14 protein-coding genes are annotated in these 14,680 nt (G+C 65.7%); 7 read left to right on the top strand and 7 right to left on the bottom strand.

Going from position 1 to position 14,680, the window contains the following annotated elements; genetic code table 11:
• Positions 1 to 26 precede the first annotated feature (26 nt).
• The gene (locus G455_RS23080) at positions 27 to 1,304 is read right to left on the bottom strand and encodes a DEAD/DEAH box helicase (protein ID WP_035365895.1); all 1,278 of its coding nucleotides are present in this window, start codon (positions 1,302 to 1,304) and stop codon (positions 27 to 29) included.
• 378 nt (positions 1,305 to 1,682) lie between these two features.
• Between G455_RS23080 and G455_RS0101560 the strand changes: the two genes are divergently transcribed.
• Positions 1,683 to 2,102: a Fur family transcriptional regulator gene (locus G455_RS0101560; protein WP_028092063.1), complete on the top strand. Its 420-nt coding sequence runs from the start codon at positions 1,683 to 1,685 to the stop codon at positions 2,100 to 2,102.
• 9 nt (positions 2,103 to 2,111) lie between these two features.
• On the opposite strand, the gene G455_RS0101555 is transcribed toward G455_RS0101560, so the two are convergent.
• On the bottom strand, positions 2,112 to 2,813 hold the full coding sequence (locus G455_RS0101555) for an endonuclease/exonuclease/phosphatase family protein (RefSeq protein WP_028092062.1): 702 nt from the start codon (positions 2,811 to 2,813) through the stop codon (positions 2,112 to 2,114).
• 127 nt (positions 2,814 to 2,940) lie between these two features.
• Between G455_RS0101555 and G455_RS0101550 the strand changes: the two genes are divergently transcribed.
• Positions 2,941 to 3,834 carry a DMT family transporter gene (locus tag G455_RS0101550; RefSeq protein WP_028092061.1) on the top strand — a complete coding sequence of 298 codons (894 nt, stop codon included), beginning with the start codon at positions 2,941 to 2,943 and terminating at the stop codon, positions 3,832 to 3,834.
• A 78-nt stretch (positions 3,835 to 3,912) separates the two neighbouring features.
• On the opposite strand, the gene G455_RS0101545 is transcribed toward G455_RS0101550, so the two are convergent.
• Entirely contained in the window at positions 3,913 to 5,331 is a 1,419-nt protein-coding gene (locus tag G455_RS0101545; protein WP_028092060.1) for a protein adenylyltransferase SelO, read from the bottom strand.
• Positions 5,332 to 5,401: 70 nt separating this feature from the next.
• On the opposite strand from G455_RS0101545, the gene G455_RS0101540 reads away from it, so the two are divergent.
• Positions 5,402 to 5,821, top strand: a complete 420-nt coding sequence (locus G455_RS0101540; RefSeq protein ID WP_028092059.1) for a cupin domain-containing protein — start codon at positions 5,402 to 5,404, stop codon at positions 5,819 to 5,821.
• Between the two features lie 75 nt (positions 5,822 to 5,896).
• Here the strand turns inward: G455_RS0101540 and G455_RS0101535 are convergent, their stop codons facing one another.
• Positions 5,897 to 7,006 (bottom strand): anhydro-N-acetylmuramic acid kinase, encoded by a 1,110-nt coding sequence (locus G455_RS0101535; protein WP_028092058.1) that lies wholly within the window; start codon positions 7,004 to 7,006, stop codon positions 5,897 to 5,899.
• Between the two features lie 62 nt (positions 7,007 to 7,068).
• Here G455_RS0101535 and tyrS point away from each other — a divergent pair, with 62 nt between their 5' ends.
• The 3 genes from tyrS to G455_RS0101520 all read left to right on the top strand — a co-directional run bounded on the left by tyrS (position 7,069) and on the right by G455_RS0101520 (position 10,664).
• Positions 7,069 to 8,325: a tyrosine--tRNA ligase gene (gene tyrS / locus G455_RS0101530; protein ID WP_028092057.1), complete on the top strand. Its 1,257-nt coding sequence runs from the start codon at positions 7,069 to 7,071 to the stop codon at positions 8,323 to 8,325.
• Between the two features lie 236 nt (positions 8,326 to 8,561).
• Positions 8,562 to 9,317 carry an SDR family NAD(P)-dependent oxidoreductase gene (locus G455_RS0101525; protein WP_028092056.1) on the top strand — a complete coding sequence of 252 codons (756 nt, stop codon included), beginning with the start codon at positions 8,562 to 8,564 and terminating at the stop codon, positions 9,315 to 9,317.
• Between the two features lie 135 nt (positions 9,318 to 9,452).
• The gene (locus G455_RS0101520; RefSeq protein ID WP_028092055.1) at positions 9,453 to 10,664 is read left to right on the top strand and encodes an MFS transporter; all 1,212 of its coding nucleotides are present in this window, start codon (positions 9,453 to 9,455) and stop codon (positions 10,662 to 10,664) included.
• Positions 10,665 to 10,671: 7 nt separating this feature from the next.
• Here the strand turns inward: G455_RS0101520 and G455_RS0101515 are convergent, their stop codons facing one another.
• The 3 genes from G455_RS0101515 to G455_RS0101505 form a co-directional block, all read right to left on the bottom strand.
• The gene (locus tag G455_RS0101515; protein ID WP_028092054.1) at positions 10,672 to 12,480 is read right to left on the bottom strand and encodes an ABC-F family ATP-binding cassette domain-containing protein; all 1,809 of its coding nucleotides are present in this window, start codon (positions 12,478 to 12,480) and stop codon (positions 10,672 to 10,674) included.
• Between the two features lie 156 nt (positions 12,481 to 12,636).
• On the bottom strand, positions 12,637 to 13,365 hold the full coding sequence (locus G455_RS0101510) for a GNAT family N-acetyltransferase (protein WP_028092053.1): 729 nt from the start codon (positions 13,363 to 13,365) through the stop codon (positions 12,637 to 12,639).
• Positions 13,366 to 13,483: 118 nt separating this feature from the next.
• Positions 13,484 to 13,951 (bottom strand): outer membrane protein assembly factor BamE, encoded by a 468-nt coding sequence (locus G455_RS0101505; protein ID WP_028092052.1) that lies wholly within the window; start codon positions 13,949 to 13,951, stop codon positions 13,484 to 13,486.
• Positions 13,952 to 14,059: 108 nt separating this feature from the next.
• Between G455_RS0101505 and G455_RS0101500 the strand changes: the two genes are divergently transcribed.
• Positions 14,060 to 14,596 carry a YceD family protein gene (locus G455_RS0101500; RefSeq protein ID WP_028092051.1) on the top strand — a complete coding sequence of 179 codons (537 nt, stop codon included), beginning with the start codon at positions 14,060 to 14,062 and terminating at the stop codon, positions 14,594 to 14,596.
• Positions 14,597 to 14,680 lie beyond the last annotated feature (84 nt).

Genomic DNA, 14,680 nt, shown 5'->3' with positions numbered 1-14,680 from the left:
CGAAACCGAGCCCGGATGCGATCCGATCAGGCCGCCTTCGGCGCGCCGCGTCCACCGCTGCGCGGGGGGCCCCGACGCCGCCGGCGCGGGCCACCTGCACCGGGTTTTCCAGCGCCGCCATTGCCGCCACGACCACCGGGCCGCCCGCCGCTCTTGGTCGGATCGGGCAGAACCTCCCACGGGCGCCCGGAGGCCACCGGAATAGTCATTTTCATGACCTTCTGGATCGCCTTCAGCTCGTCCATCTCGTCGGGCGCGCAAAACGCGATCGCGGCGCCATCCTTGCCGGCCCGTGCGGTCCGACCAATCCGGTGGACATAGGAATCCGGCACATTCGGCAGCTCGTAGTTATAGACATGCTTCACGTCGGGGATATCGAGCCCACGCGCCGCCACATCGGTGGCCACCAGCACCCGGATTTCCCCGGACTTGAAGGCGGCCAGCGCCCGGTCACGCTGGCCCTGGCTCTTGTTGCCATGGATCGCCGCTGTGGCGAAACCGGCACGGTCCAGCGCCTTCATCAGCCGGTCGGAACCGTGCTTGGTGCGGGCGAAGACCAGCGCCAGATCGTCCTTGTGACCGTCCAGGAGTTCAATCAACAGATCGGTCTTGGCCGCCTTGGCGATGAAATGCACCGATTGGGTGATCTTGTCGGCGGCCTTGCCCGGCGGCGTCACCTCGACCCGCGTGGGGTTCTGCAGATAGCTTTGGGCGATCTCGTTCATCTGCTTCGGCATGGTGGCCGAGAACAGCAGCGTCTGCCGCTCGGAGGGCAGCAGGGCCGCGATCTTGCGCAGCGCGTGGATAAAGCCCAGATCCAGCATCTGGTCGGCTTCGTCCAGCACCAGGAAATCGCAATCCTCCAACGTCACCGCATTGCGGTCCAGCAGGTCGATCAGCCGCCCCGGCGTCGCCACCAGAATATCGGTGCCGCGCTCCAGGCGCTTCATCTGTGCGTTGATCGACTGGCCGCCGACCACATACCCCACCTTAAGCGGCGTGCCGTCGACAAGGGCGCGCAGGGTTTCACTGATCTGGTTGGCCAGTTCCCGCGTCGGTGCCAGCACCAGCGCGCGTGCGGTATAGCGGGCCGGCTTGCGGCCATATTCCAGCATCTTGGCCACCAGCGGCAGGCCGAAGGCGGCGGTCTTGCCGGTGCCGGTCTGCGCCAGCCCCATCACGTCGCGACCTTCCAGAGCCAGCGGGATCGCCCGGCTCTGGATCGGGGTCGGTTCGCTCAGGCCCATCGCAGCCAGACGTGTCAGCAGGTGAGCCGGCAGGCCCATCATTTCGAATTGGTTCAAATCTCGTCCTTTCGGGCCCCGCCTTGCGTGAACCCTGTCTTTGCCGCCTTCCACGGGCGACGCGGGTGGGGCGCGGACCTCTGCCCCCTGGCCACATGCCAAGGAACCGGCCTACGCTTTGGCCCCACGCGTGATTTTGGGAACGCCTGGCACCGTCCCGGGATGTCTGAAGCCGGCCCCTCGGGACCCGGCCGGGCGGATATCGCTCCGCTCCTCTGTGTCATCTGCTCACGCGGCAGAAGACGGCACCATGAGTGCGAGATGGACCCATGCAGCGAAAATGTCAACCATCGCTGGCGCAAAAGCCGGTGGCCTGCACGAGAAACACAGGCTAAACCCTGAGACCTAGAGCGACGGGGATCAGCCAGGAACCAGCCAATGCCCGAAACCATCCTTTCCCGCTGCGAAGCCAAGGGGCTGCGCATGACCGGGCAGCGCCGCACCATCGCACGGGCGCTGGAAGCAAGCGAAGATCATCCCGACGCCGAGGAATTGCATGCCCGCGCCAATGCGCTGGACCCGGGCATCTCGATCGCCACGGTCTATCGCACCGTGAAGCTGTTCGAAGAGGCGGGCATCCTGGAGCGCCGCGAATTCGGCGACGGGCGTGCGCGATACGAGGACGCCGAACGCCACCACCACGGCCATCTGATCGACCTCGAAAGCGGTGCCGTGGTGGAATTCACCGATCCCGAGATCGAGGAGCTGCAAGCCAGGATCGCCGCCCGACTGGGATATGAGCTGCACGGCCACCGGATGGAGCTTTACGGCGTACCGGTGACAAAACCGAAAGACTGATCCGCGCCCCTAATCGCGCATCAGGTCGGCCCAGATCGGCAAGTGATCCGATGCAATCTGCGCCGGCTGTTCCTCGAACACCCCATGCGCCGCAACCCTGAGCCCCGGCCCCAGCGCGATCCGGTCCAACGGTCCGAGCGGGCGCAGCGCCGGAAAACTGGGCCGTGGCGGCAGAAACCGCATCTGCGGCGCCAGCGGATCGAGCACCGGGCGCATCGACCATTCGTTGAAATCCCCGGCCCAGACCGTGGGCATAGGCGTCAACCGGGCGCAGTGCTGCGCCACCTGCCGCACCTGGCGATAGCGATAGCTGCCCACCAGCCCGAGATGCATGCCCACCACCCGCAGCGGCCCGATCGGAGTGTCGAAACTGGCCCAGACCGCGCCACGCGGCTCGAGCCCGGGCAGCGGCAGGTGCCCCATGCCCGTAAGCGCCAGTGCCCTACCGCGCCAGATCACCGCGTTGCCATGCCAGCCAAGCGAACCGGCACCGCCCAGATCGGCGATCTGCCACCCTGCCTCCTCCAGCACGAAATGCGGCAGGGCGGCCGGGCGCGGCGGCAGCCGCTTGTCGGCCTCCTGCAGCGCCACGATATCGGCACCCAGCCGGTCGACCACCTGTAGGGTACGCCGCGGCTGTCGGCGCAGATCGAGGCCGACGCATTTCTGGATGTTGTAGCTGGCAAGACGCAGGCGGGCGGGATCGGTCATACCGAGGAGTTCCGGAATTTCATGCGGCAATTGTGCCCATGCCGCAGCGCGGCGCAACCCCCGGAGCGAAAAGGCGCCGATTTACATGTTCTTGACAAATGCATGCACACAGCATCCTTTGGCGCTCATGGTAGAGAAACGCGCAATCGACTTGTTCGGGGCGGCGACCCTGACGGGGTTCGCGCTGCTTCTGTCCTTCAATCAGGTGGTGATCAAGCTGACCGCCACGGGGATCGCGCCGGTGTTCCAGGCCGGGCTCCGCTCGGCCCTGGCCGCCATCGTGCTGCTGATCTGGATCCGAGCGCGAGGCATCAGCCTGCGGATGACCCCCGCCACCCTGGCCTGGGCCAGTGTCAGCGGGCTGATCTTCACCTTCCAGTTCATCGCGCTTTTCATCGCGCTCGATCTGACCACGGTATCGCGCGCCTCAGTGATCTTCTATTCGATGCCGGTCTGGCTGGGGCTGGCGGCGCATCTGTGGCTGCCGGGCGAGAAACTGAGCGGCGCGCGGCTGGTCGGCATGGCGCTGGCCATGGCCGGCGTGGCATTGGCGATGCTCGACCGCAGTGGCGGGTCGGCAAGCCTTTGGGGTGATCTGCTGGCGCTCGCCGGCGCACTTGGCTGGGCAACCGTGGCACTGCTGACCCGGGTCACCCCGCTGAGCACGGTCCAGCCTTCGGTTCAGCTGTTCTTCCAGGCGGTGATTTCCGCCCCGGTCATGCTGGGGCTGGCGCCGCTGTTCGGCGATCTCTGGCGTGAACCGCATCTGGCCCATGTGGCGGGCCTGCTGTTCCAGGGCATCCTCGTCATGGGGCTGGGCTTCGTGTTCTGGCTGCACCTGCTGTCAATCTACCGCGCCTCCTCGGTCGCCTCCTTCAGCTTCCTGTCGCCGGTCTTCTCGGTCGCACTCGGATGGCTTCTGCTGGGCGAGCAGGTCGGCCCCGGCATCTGGGGCGCACTGGCGCTGGTGGCGGCGGGGATCGTACTGATCAACCGCATGCCGGCCCGACCCGGGGCGTAAGGGGGCTTTCTGCCCCCTCGGGGCCCACGGCCCCTCACCCCCGAGGATATTTCCGGCCAGAAAAAGGCCGAACCACGATCAAGTGCCGCAAAAGGTGGCCTGCACCACTTCGCTGGGCAGCGGCGGGCGCTTGAGATCGGCGGCCTCGGGTTGATCGTCATAGGGGTGCGCCAGCACTTGAGTGAGCCGTTCGAAGAGCCTGTAATCGCCAGCGACGGCGTCCTCGATCATCTGTTCCATCCGGTGGTTGCGCGGAATGAAGGCAGGGTTAGCCGCGGCAATCAGCGGCATAGGGTCCGGCTGGCCAGCGCGACGGGCGCGCCAACCGGCCTCCCAACTGTCGAAGGCCATCGGATCGGTGAACTGATCGCGCGCCTGCAACGTGCCAAGGGCGCGGAAAGTATTGGTGAAATCGGCCTGATTTTCCGCCATACAGTCCAGCAGATCGCTAAGCAGTTCGGCATCGCCCTCACGCGCATCTGCCAGCGCCAGCTTGGCGCCGAAACGTTCGAGCCGCTGCGCTTCAATCTGACCGGGCATGGCATGGACGATCTCCGTTGCCTCCTCCACCGCGGCCTCGCGATCCTCCATCTGCTGGATCAGCGCGGTGGCGAATTGCGCCATGTTCCAGACCACGATATCCGCCTGCCGATCATAGGCATAGCGGCCATAGCGGTCGATCGAGCTGTAGACCGTCTGCGGATGATAGCTGTCGAGAAAGGCACAAGGACCATAATCGATCGTCTCGCCCGAGATGGCGCAATTGTCGGTGTTCATCACCCCGTGGATGAAACCGACCGACAGCCACTGCGCCACCAGCCGTGCCTGCGCCGTGCACACCGCCCGCAATAGGCCCATTGGCCCCTGCGCCTCGGGATAATGGCGGGCGATGGCGTAATCGGTGAGCCGTTCGAGGCTGGCAAGATCGCCGCGCGCCGCAAAGACCTGGAAGGTGCCGACGCGCAGATGGCTGGCCGCCACCCGGGTCAGGACCGCCCCGGGCAAGGCGCGATCGCGATAGACCGGCTCGCCGGTCTCCACCGCCGCCAACGCCCGGGTGGTGGGGATGCCGAGCGCGTGCATCGCCTCGGAGACCACATATTCGCGCAAGACCGGACCCAGCCAGGCACGACCATCGCCGCCGCGCGACCAGGCGGTGCGCCCCGCGCCCTTGAGCTGAATGTCGCGCCGTTGCCCGTCGAGGCCCACGACCTCGCCCAGCAGCACCGCGCGACCATCGCCCAGCTGCGGGTTGTACTGACCGAACTGATGCCCGGAATAAAGCTGCGCCAAGGGCTCCGCCCCCTCAGGGATCGCGTTGCCGGCGAAGACCTGCGCCATCTCCTCCACCTCGCCCAACGCGATACCCATCAGTCGGGCCAGATCGGCGTTGAAGGCAATCAACCTTGGTGCGGTGACCGGCTGCGGCGCCTGGGCACTGAAAAAGGCACCCGGCAGGCGCGCGAAGGAGTTATCAAAGGGGATATGCAGGCTCATGCTCGCATAGATAACGCGAACCTGCTGAATTGCCATAGCCTCCAGCTCACAAACCCCGCATACTGCCGCCATGACCGCCGAAGAGATCATCGCAAAGCTGCAGCTCGCCCGCCATCCCGAAGGGGGCTGGTTCCGGGAGACCTGGCGCGCCGCAGGCGAAGGCCGGCCCAGCGGCACCTGCATCTTCTTCCTGCTGGCCAAGGGCGAAGCCAGCCATTGGCATAGGGTCGACGCCACCGAGATCTGGCACTATCACGCCGGCGCGCCACTGATCCTGTCGATCAGCCCGGACGAGGCTGGCCCGGCCAGCGATCACCTGCTCTGCGCCGATCTGGGCAAAGGCCTGCCGCATCTGATCGTGCCCGAACAGCACTGGCAGGCCGCCCGCAGCACCGGCGCCTATACGCTGGTCTCCTGCACCGTTTCGCCGGGGTTCGATTTCGCAGGCTTCACCCTGGCGCCCCCCGGTTTCGACATCCCGCGCGCCTGAGTCTGGGCGCCACTCCTTTTTCTGGCGGCAAATATCCCGGGGGAGGCGCGCGCAGCGCGGCGGGGGCAGCGCCCCCTAATCGCCCGGCCGGCTGACAACGCCACCGCCGACCAGCGCCCCCACCCCTGTGGTGCCGGGGCAAGAGGTCGGCAGCCCATAGGCCACGCGAACGGCGAGATAGGCGAAGGCCTGCGCCTCGAGCATGTCGCCATCGAGCCCCACCGCCTCGACCGGTTCGACCGGGCAGTCGAGCGAGACGCGCAGCATCTCCATCAGCACCGGATTGTGCCGGCCACCGCCGGTGACCAGCAGCCGCGCAGGCGGGCACGGGCAATGTTCCATCCCCTGCAGCACGCCCGCCGCGCACATCGCCGTCAGGGTCGCGGCGGCATCGGCATCGGCCAATTCGCCCACCAGGCCGATCATCTCGGAAAAATCGTTCCGATCCAGCGACTTGGGAGGAATCCTTGCGAAATATGGCTCGGCCAGGAACAATTCCAGCGCGCCCTCTTCAACCTGTCCCCGGGCCGCCACCTGGCCGCCCTCGTCCATCGGCAGACCAAGACGCGCCTGCATCAGATCGTTGACCGGAGCATTGGCCGGCCCGGTGTCGAAGGCCAGCAGCGCGCCGGGCTGTTCCGGCGCCTCGAGCGAAGGATCGACATACGTGATATTGCCCACCCCGCCCAGGTTCAGAAAGCACAGCGGTTCTGTCGCTCCGATCCATTTGGCGCAGGCGAAATGAAAAAACGGCGCCAGCGGCGCCCCCTCGCCCCCCAGCGCCACGTCGTCCGTGCGGAAATCCCAGACCACTGGCAGCCCCAGCGCCTGCGCAAGAGCCGCACCATCGCCGACCTGACAGGTGCCGCGCCCGCGCGGCTCATGCGCCAGAGTCTGACCGTGATAACCGACGATATCGACATCGTCGAATTGCGACAAAAGCGCTGCATGGGCGGCATCGACCACATCGCCCGCCGCCTCGGCCTCGGGCCCGCTCCACTGGCCGAGGGCCGCATGCAGAACCCCGCGTTCCTCAGCACTATAGGGGCGATAGCCCGTCTTGCCGAAGCCGAGGATCCGCCGCCCGTCGGTTTCGACCACCGCGGCATCGACGCCATCGAGAGAGGTGCCGCTCATCGCACCGAGCGCCCTGAGCGGCGCGCCCGTCTTGCCGGCCTTATTCATGGCCTTTTCCTTTGTCTCACTGCCGCCTATACACTCCCCGCAAATCAACCCCGAGGCAAGCCATGACATACCATCCCAAATCCGACTTCCTGCAGGTGATGATGGAACGCGGCTATCTGGCCGACTGCACCGATTACGAGGGGCTCGACAACGCGCTGACCTCGGGGGTGGTGACGGCCTATATCGGGTATGACGCCACGGCGAAATCGCTGCACGTAGGCCATCTGCTGAACATCATGATGCTGCGCTGGCTGCAGAAGACCGGGCATCGGCCGATCACCCTGATGGGCGGCGGCACCACCAAGGTGGGCGATCCGAGCTTCCGCTCGGACGAGCGCCCGCTGCTGAGCCCGGAGCAAATCGACGCCAATATCGGCGGAATGAAGAAGGTCTTCGCCAAATACCTCGCCTATGGCGACGGTCCGAACGGCGCCATGATGCTGAATAACGCCGAATGGCTGGACGACCTGAACTATCTCGAGTTCCTGCGCGACATCGGCCGGCATTTCAGCGTCAACCGGATGCTGTCGTTTGAATCTGTGAAATCGCGGCTGGATCGCGAACAATCACTGTCGTTCCTCGAATTCAACTACATGATCCTGCAGGCCTATGACTTCCTGGAGTTGAACCGCCGCTATGGCTGCCTGCTGCAGATGGGCGGGTCGGACCAGTGGGGCAATATCGTCAACGGCATCGACCTGACGCGCCGGGTGCTGGACAATACCATCTTTGGGCTGACCTCGCCGCTGCTGACCACCTCGGACGGGCGCAAGATGGGCAAGAGCCAGGGCGGCGCCATGTGGCTGAACGCAGAGATGCTGAGCCCTTACGAGTTCTGGCAGTTCTGGCGCAATACCACCGACGCCGACGTGGGCCGGTTCCTGAAGCTTTATACCGAGCTGCCGGTGGCGGAATGCGACCGTCTGGGCGCGCTGGCGGGCTCCGAGATCAACGCCGCCAAGATCATCCTGGCCAATGAGGTGACGAGCCTTTTGCACGGCACCGAGGCGGCGGCGGCGGCCGAGGCCACCGCGCGCGAGGTCTTCGAGAAGGGCGGCGTCGGCGACGACCTGCCGACGCTGGAGCTGACCACGGAGGACGTGGCCGGTGACGGCATTTCCATCGTGCAGGTGATCGTGAAGGCCGGCCTGGCGAAATCCGGCAAGGAGGCCAAGCGGCTGATCGCCGAGAATGGCGCCCGGATCGACGACGCGCCGCTGACCGATGCGGGGCTTATGCTGGATGCCGCGGCGCTGGCCAGCCCGATCAAGCTGTCAGCGGGCAAGAAACGCCACGCACTGGTGCAACTGGCGGGCTGAGCCCCTCTGCGATCCGAGATTCTGCGACGCCCCGGCCCCAAAGCCGGGGCGTTTCGCGTTTGGCGCGGCACCCCGAGTTTCCGAGCCCCGGCACGGCCCCGCCCGCTGGAGCCTCCGGCGGCCGTATTTGAGCCGAGAAGAAGCGGCACGCCGTGGCGTTCCTGATTTGCGGGCTGGATCCCGGCGGCCTGGCGCTGTTATCTGAACAGGTGTTCAAATCGAGGGAGGAGCCCCCAATGAAACTCAGTGATACGGCCGCGGTGATCACCGGCGGCGCGTCCGGTCTTGGCGAAGCCACCGCGCGCTATTTCGCGAGCCAGGGTGCGCAGGTCACCCTGCTGGACCGCGACGCCGAGCGCGGCGAAAAGGTCGCAGCCGAGATCGGCGGGTATTTCGTGCAAACCGATGTGACCAGCGACGAGTCTGTCGCCAAGGCGATCGCCCATGCGGTCGAGAAGATGGGCAAGATCACCGCCGCGGTGAATTGCGCCGGCATCGGCACCGTTGGCAAGACCCTGGGCAAGGACGGCCCGCTGCCGCTGTCGACCTTCCAGATCACCGTGGACGTCAATCTGGTGGGCAGCTTCAACGTCGCCCGTCTGGCCGCCGCCGAGATGGCCAAGAACGCCCCCGATGCCGATGGCGAGCGCGGCGTGATCATCAACACCGCCTCGGTCGCGGCCTTCGACGGGCAAAAGGGCCAGGTGCCCTATTCGGCGTCCAAGGGCGGTATCGTCGGCATGACCCTGCCGATGGCGCGCGATCTGGCGCGCGACAACATCCGGGTGATGGCGATCGCGCCGGGCATCTTTCTGACGCCGATGTTGATGGGCCTGCCCGAGCCGGCACAACAGCAACTGGCCGCCGATGTGCCGAACCCGCCGCGTCTGGGCCGGCCCGAGGAATACGGCCGCCTGGCCGGCTTCATCGTCGAGATGGGATACCTCAATGGCGAGGTGATCCGCATCGACGGCGCGCTCAGAATGCGCTGAGGCTTCGGGGCTGTGCCGGTTTTGCGCGCAGCCCCCTTCACGACATCGCGCGCTGCCCCGGGCGGCACTGGCGCCACGGCAAGTGCGGGCCTATCGTCGCGCTCGACGCCTGGTGATAGCCGAAAGCTTGCCGCGATGACCGCAAAGACCCCCACGACATCGACCCGCCCCGCCCTGCCACGCACCATCTGGGCCCTTGGGCTGGTCAGCCTGTTCATGGATATCTCCTCCGAGATGATCCATGCGCTGCTGCCGCTGTTCCTGACCACGACATTGGGTGCCAGTGTGGTCTTTGTCGGCATCCTGGAAGGCATCGCGGAAGCAACCGCCGCCATCGTCAAAGTCTTCTCCGGCTATCTCTCCGACCGGATCGGGCGACGCAAGCCGCTGATTCTGATCGGCTATGGCCTGGGCGCACTGTCAAAACCCTTCTTTGCCATCGCCGGAGCCCCGGCCCCGGTCTTTGCCGCCCACTTCGTCGACCGAATCGGCAAGGGCATCCGTGGCGCCCCGCGCGATGCGCTGATCGCCGATGTCGTCCCGCCCGAAATCCGCGGTCGCGCCTATGGGCTGCGCCAGGGGCTGGATACCGCCGGCGCCTTCATCGGTCCGCTGCTGGCGATCGCGCTGATGGCGCTGTTCGATGACAACATGCGCACCGTCTTCTGGTTCGCCATAATCCCGGGCCTGCTGGCTGTCGCCTGCGTCCTTCTGGGGGTGGAGGATCGCTCCTCCGGTGCCGACAAGCCACCAAGCGCCCCGCCGATCCCGCTGCGCGACATCCGTCAGTTCAGCCCGGCCTTCTGGGGCGTGGTGGTGATCGGCGTATTCTTCACCCTCGCCCGGTTCAGCGAGGCGTTTCTCATCCTCAAGGCGCATGAGCAGGGCCTGCCGCTGCTGTTGGCGCCGCTGGTTCTGGTGACGATGAACATCGTCTATTCGCTGGGCGCCTATCCGGCCGGCGCTTGGTCCGATCAGACCTCTCCCGCGGTACTGCTGCTGACCGGCCTTGCCGCCCTGATCTGTGCCGATCTGCTCTTGGCACTGGTCTCCGGCCTGGTCTGGACCTTTGCCGGCCTCGCCCTCTGGGGCATTCACATGGCGCTGAGCCAAGGGTTGCTGTCGAAACTGGTGGCCCAGCACGCGCCGAAGACCTTGCGGGGATCGGCCTTTGGCGTCTTCAACTCCGCCACCGGAGTGGCAATGCTGGCCGCCAGCCTCATTGCCGGGCTGTTGTGGGATCGCCTCGGCCCCTCGGCCACCTTCCTGGCGGGCGCGGGGTTTGCCGCGCTTACCGCGGTTCTGCTGCTGGCCCAAGCCGGCACGCAACGGGCCGGGGCACGGTAACCCCGGATCAGGAGGTCGAGGCCTTGTCCTCCAGCTCCAGCCATTCCTCCTCGGCGGCGGCCAGCTTTTCCTGCCGCTGCACCAGTGCCTCGGTCGCCTTCTGGAACTTGACCGGCTCGCGACTGTAAAGCTCCGGATCGGCCATCAGCGCCTCAAGCTTGACGATCTCGGCTTCAAGCCGCTCGATCTCCGCCGGCAAGGCTTCAAGCCGATGCTTTTCAGTGAAGGAGAGCCCAGGCTTCACCTTCACGTCTTGCTTTACCTTTGCCTTGTTGTCCCTTGGCTTTTCAGACTTTTCCGAAATCACACTCGGCTTCAAAGCCTGATAGTCGGACCAGCCGCCGGCATAGATCGTCGCCTTGCCGTCGCCCTCCATCACCACGGTCGTCGCCGCCACGCGATCCAGGAAATCCCGGTCGTGGCTGACCAGCAACACGGTGCCATCGTAATCGTCGAGAATCTCCTGCAACAGATCCAGCGTCTCGACATCGAGATCGTTGGTCGGTTCGTCCAACACCAGCAGGTTCGAGCTCTGCGCCATCAGCCGCGCCAGCAACAGCCGCGCCTTCTCTCCCCCCGACAGCGACCGCACCGGCGCCCGCGCCTGACGTTCGTCAAAGAGGAAATCCTTGAGATAGGCCACCACATGTTTCGGCACGCCGCGCACCATGACCTGATCGGCCTTGCCCGAAACCCGCATCGACGGATCGCTGGTCAGGCTGTCCCAAAGCGTCGCATCAGGGTCGAGCTGGGCGCGCGCCTGATCGAAGACCGCGATCTCCAGATTGGTGCCAAGGCTGACCGTCCCAGTATCCGGCTCGATCTCGCCCAGCAGGATTTTCAACAAGGTCGTCTTGCCGGCGCCATTGGGGCCGACAAAGGCCACCCGATCACCGCGCAAAATCCGGATCGAGAAATCTCGCAGGATCACCTTGTCGCCGTAAGTCTTTGAAATACCTTCCGCCTCGATCACCTTGCGGCCGGATTTCGGACCGGCCTCCAGCGCCATGGCAGCAGTGCCCTGGCGCTTGATCTGACCGGCACGTTCAGCCCTGAGCGCCTGCAGCGCCCGCACCCGGCCCTGGTTCCGCTTGCGTCGTGCACTGATGCCCTCGACAGCCCAGCGGCCTTCGGACTTGATCAACCGATCCAGCTTGTGGCGCTGCTGATCCTCTTCTTCCCAGAGCGTATCGCGCCAGGCCTCGAAGTGCTCGAACCCCTTCTCCTGCCGCCGCACCTGGCCCCGGTCGATCCACAGCGTGGCGCGGGTCAGGTTGCGCAGAAAGGCGCGATCGTGGCTGATCAGCACGAAACCGGCCCGGGTGGCGGCAAGCTCACGCTCAAGCCAGCCGATCGCCTCGATATCCAGATGGTTGGTCGGTTCGTCCAGCAGCATCAGCTCGGGCGCCTCGGCCATCAGCCGCGCCAGCGCCGCGCGTCGCCGCTCCCCGCCCGAGGCGGTCTCGACCGGACGGGCGGGATCGAATTTCAGCCCCTCGCCGGCGCGCTCGACCTTATAGAGATCCCCCGGCGCCAGCCCAGCCGAAGCAAAATCACCCAGCGTGGCGAATCCCGCCATCTCCGGATCCTGCTCCATATACCCGACCGACACCCCGGGACCGACGACCACATCGCCCCGGTCGGGCTCGACCAGACCGGCCATCACCTTCATCAGGGTGGACTTGCCCGATCCGTTGCGCCCGACCAATGCCACCCGATCACCCGGCTGCACCACGAGATCAAGGTCTGAAAATACCGGCTCGCCCCCGAAGGTGAGGGAAATGCCATTGAGCTGAAGAAGAGGTACACGTGCCATGCCTGCCAGCTATCCGCGCCGACGGTCGCCGTCAATCTCTGCAACGGCTCCCCGTTACCGTCAGACGAATTCCGGGGCCGCCGCCCCTGCTTCTTCTCGTCCCAAATACGGAAATCCAGACCTCGGGCCGTTCCCGAACCTCCAAGGTCCGGCGCCTCACCCCGCCACGGCGCGCAGAAGACGCTTGCGCGCCGGGGGAATCGCCCCGATCTCCAGCCCGGTGAAGACATGCAGCGTATTCATCTGCCGGTCGACCACCGCATGATCGCTGACCCAGCCGCCCATCAGCAGATAGGTACGCAGCAAGGGCGGCATCCTCAGCATGGCCTTTTTCGCATCAGGCTTGCGCCGCAGCCGCGCGGCGAACCGGAACACATCAGGTGCCTTGACCCGGGGCAACCAGCGTTTCGGCCCCAGATGGCGGTGTTTCAGCATCGCGAAAGCATCGAGGTATTCTCCGGTCTCCGTCCCCGCGAAGGAGGAACAGCCGAACAGCATCTCGATCCGCTGTTCGTCGACAAACCGCGTCATCGCCCCCCAGGCGACCCGCAGGATATCGGGATCGTGCCAGTCGGGGTGGATGCAGAATCGCCCCATCTCTACCATGCGGCCCTCGAAGCTGCGCAGCCCCTCGAGCTCATAGAACTGCGCCGAATAGCTGCGCGCCAGATCGCCGCCGCCTTCCAGCACCAGCATGCGGAAACAACAGACCAGCGCGCCGCTGCGCGTATCGTGCACCAGGATATGCGAACAGATATCGTCAAACCCATCACGGTCCGGCGCCGAGGTGCGGAAGGACAACGTCCGCAGCGCCTGGGCGGCGACCACATCCTCCGCCCCCTCGGCCAGACGCGCGCGATAACGGCCTTTGATCAAAAGCGGCATGATATCTACAGCCCCCGGCGTGACCTCTGGGTGAAATCTAGTCACGCGGCCCCTATCACACAAGACATGACAGGGCGGTGACGCCGGAGGCCGCCCTGTCAGCCCCTCCGCGCGCGCCTTATTCCAGCGCGTTGGCGGGGTTGAAGCGACCGAGGTTGCCCAGAAGCTGGCGCAGGAAGGTCTTGTCGTCGACGCTCGAGGAGGTCACCCGCCGCTGCAGCGGAATCACCTTGCCGTCTTCCAGCCCGTAGCGCTCGATGCCACTGACCACGCCACGCTTGTCGAAGTTGATGGCCACCACCTCGCGCGAAACCACCTTCGGCTCCATCGGCCCGTAATGGCGCATCCGCGATTCGACGTAATAGAATCCGCTATCCTTCAGCACGCCGGAGGATGTCGGCGGGCCGACCTGCTCAAGCACGGTATCGCGGGTATCGACACCCACCTTGATCGCGTTCAGCTCGTCCTCGGGCGGCACATAGCCATGATTGCGGTAGATCGCCACGCAGCCCGTCATGGCCAACAGGGCTATCCCCAGCAGGGTGGCCCGCAGACCCGTCTTGAGCGGTGGTACGAATACAGTCATAACTGCCCTCTCGCCTTGGCTTTAATGCGCCTGACCTCCCGATTATATAAACTGGGCCCTTGGTTCAAGATTGCGAAGCCACAACCAGAAGAAAGCCGATAGACCGCGATGACCGAAACCCACGCCTTCCGGGTGGCCGAGCTGCCGCAGAACGCCGCCACTGCCTTCGATTTCTCTCCCGATGCCGAGGCCCGCGCCCGGATCGCGGCAGAACTTGATCTCTCCGCGCTGCGCAAGCTGCGCTTTACCGGCAAGATCACTGCCCAGGGCCGGCGCGACTGGCTGCTCGAAGGCCAGCTCGGCGCCACGGTGGTGCAGCCCTGCGTCGTCACCCTGGAACCGGTGACCACCCGCATCGACACGGCAGTGCGACGGCTCTATGTGGCCGAGAGCGCCCCGCCCGAGGGTATTGAGATCGAGATGCCCGAAGATGACAACGCCGAACCGCTCGGCCCGGAGATCGACGCCGCGGCGGTGATGATCGAGGCGCTGGAACTGGCGCTGCCGCTCTACCCCCGTGCCGAAGGCGCAGCCCTGGGCGAAGCCGTCTTCACCGAACCGGACAAACAGGCGATGCGCGACGAGGATACCCGCCCCTTCGCCGGGCTTGCCTCATTGCGCGACGCCCTGAAGGATAAACCCTGATCCGCCACCGACCGGCCGGGGCGGTTTCGCGAATTCGCGGAAAAACCCCTTGCGCCGGCAAGAATTCGCAGTATTTTCGCCCGC

This window comes from Pseudodonghicola xiamenensis DSM 18339, assembly GCF_000429365.1.
Taxonomy (GTDB): Bacteria; Pseudomonadota; Alphaproteobacteria; order Rhodobacterales; family Rhodobacteraceae; genus Pseudodonghicola; species Pseudodonghicola xiamenensis.
Note: the sequence above shows the minus strand (reverse complement) of the source record. Positions and strands in the feature narration are given on the sequence as shown.

Bases quoted from the DNA above. Each gene is read 5' to 3' on its own strand.
- G455_RS0101545 (WP_028092060.1), bottom strand. From the start codon at position 5,331: ATGAGCCTGCATATCCCCTTTGATAACTCCTTCGCGCGCCTGCCGGGT.
- G455_RS0101560 (WP_028092063.1), top strand. From the start codon at position 1,683: ATGCCCGAAACCATCCTTTCCCGCTGCGAAGCCAAGGGGCTGCGCATG.
- G455_RS0101500 (WP_028092051.1), top strand. From the start codon at position 14,060: ATGACCGAAACCCACGCCTTCCGGGTGGCCGAGCTGCCGCAGAACGCC.
- G455_RS0101505 (WP_028092052.1), bottom strand. From the start codon at position 13,951: ATGACTGTATTCGTACCACCGCTCAAGACGGGTCTGCGGGCCACCCTG.
- G455_RS0101525 (WP_028092056.1), top strand. From the start codon at position 8,562: ATGAAACTCAGTGATACGGCCGCGGTGATCACCGGCGGCGCGTCCGGT.
- G455_RS0101555 (WP_028092062.1), bottom strand. From the start codon at position 2,813: ATGACCGATCCCGCCCGCCTGCGTCTTGCCAGCTACAACATCCAGAAA.
- G455_RS0101510 (WP_028092053.1), bottom strand. From the start codon at position 13,365: ATGCCGCTTTTGATCAAAGGCCGTTATCGCGCGCGTCTGGCCGAGGGG.
- tyrS (WP_028092057.1), top strand. From the start codon at position 7,069: ATGACATACCATCCCAAATCCGACTTCCTGCAGGTGATGATGGAACGC.
- G455_RS0101535 (WP_028092058.1), bottom strand. From the start codon at position 7,006: ATGAATAAGGCCGGCAAGACGGGCGCGCCGCTCAGGGCGCTCGGTGCG.
- G455_RS0101550 (WP_028092061.1), top strand. From the start codon at position 2,941: ATGGTAGAGAAACGCGCAATCGACTTGTTCGGGGCGGCGACCCTGACG.
- G455_RS0101540 (WP_028092059.1), top strand. From the start codon at position 5,402: ATGACCGCCGAAGAGATCATCGCAAAGCTGCAGCTCGCCCGCCATCCC.
- G455_RS0101520 (WP_028092055.1), top strand. From the start codon at position 9,453: ATGACCGCAAAGACCCCCACGACATCGACCCGCCCCGCCCTGCCACGC.
- G455_RS0101515 (WP_028092054.1), bottom strand. From the start codon at position 12,480: ATGGCACGTGTACCTCTTCTTCAGCTCAATGGCATTTCCCTCACCTTC.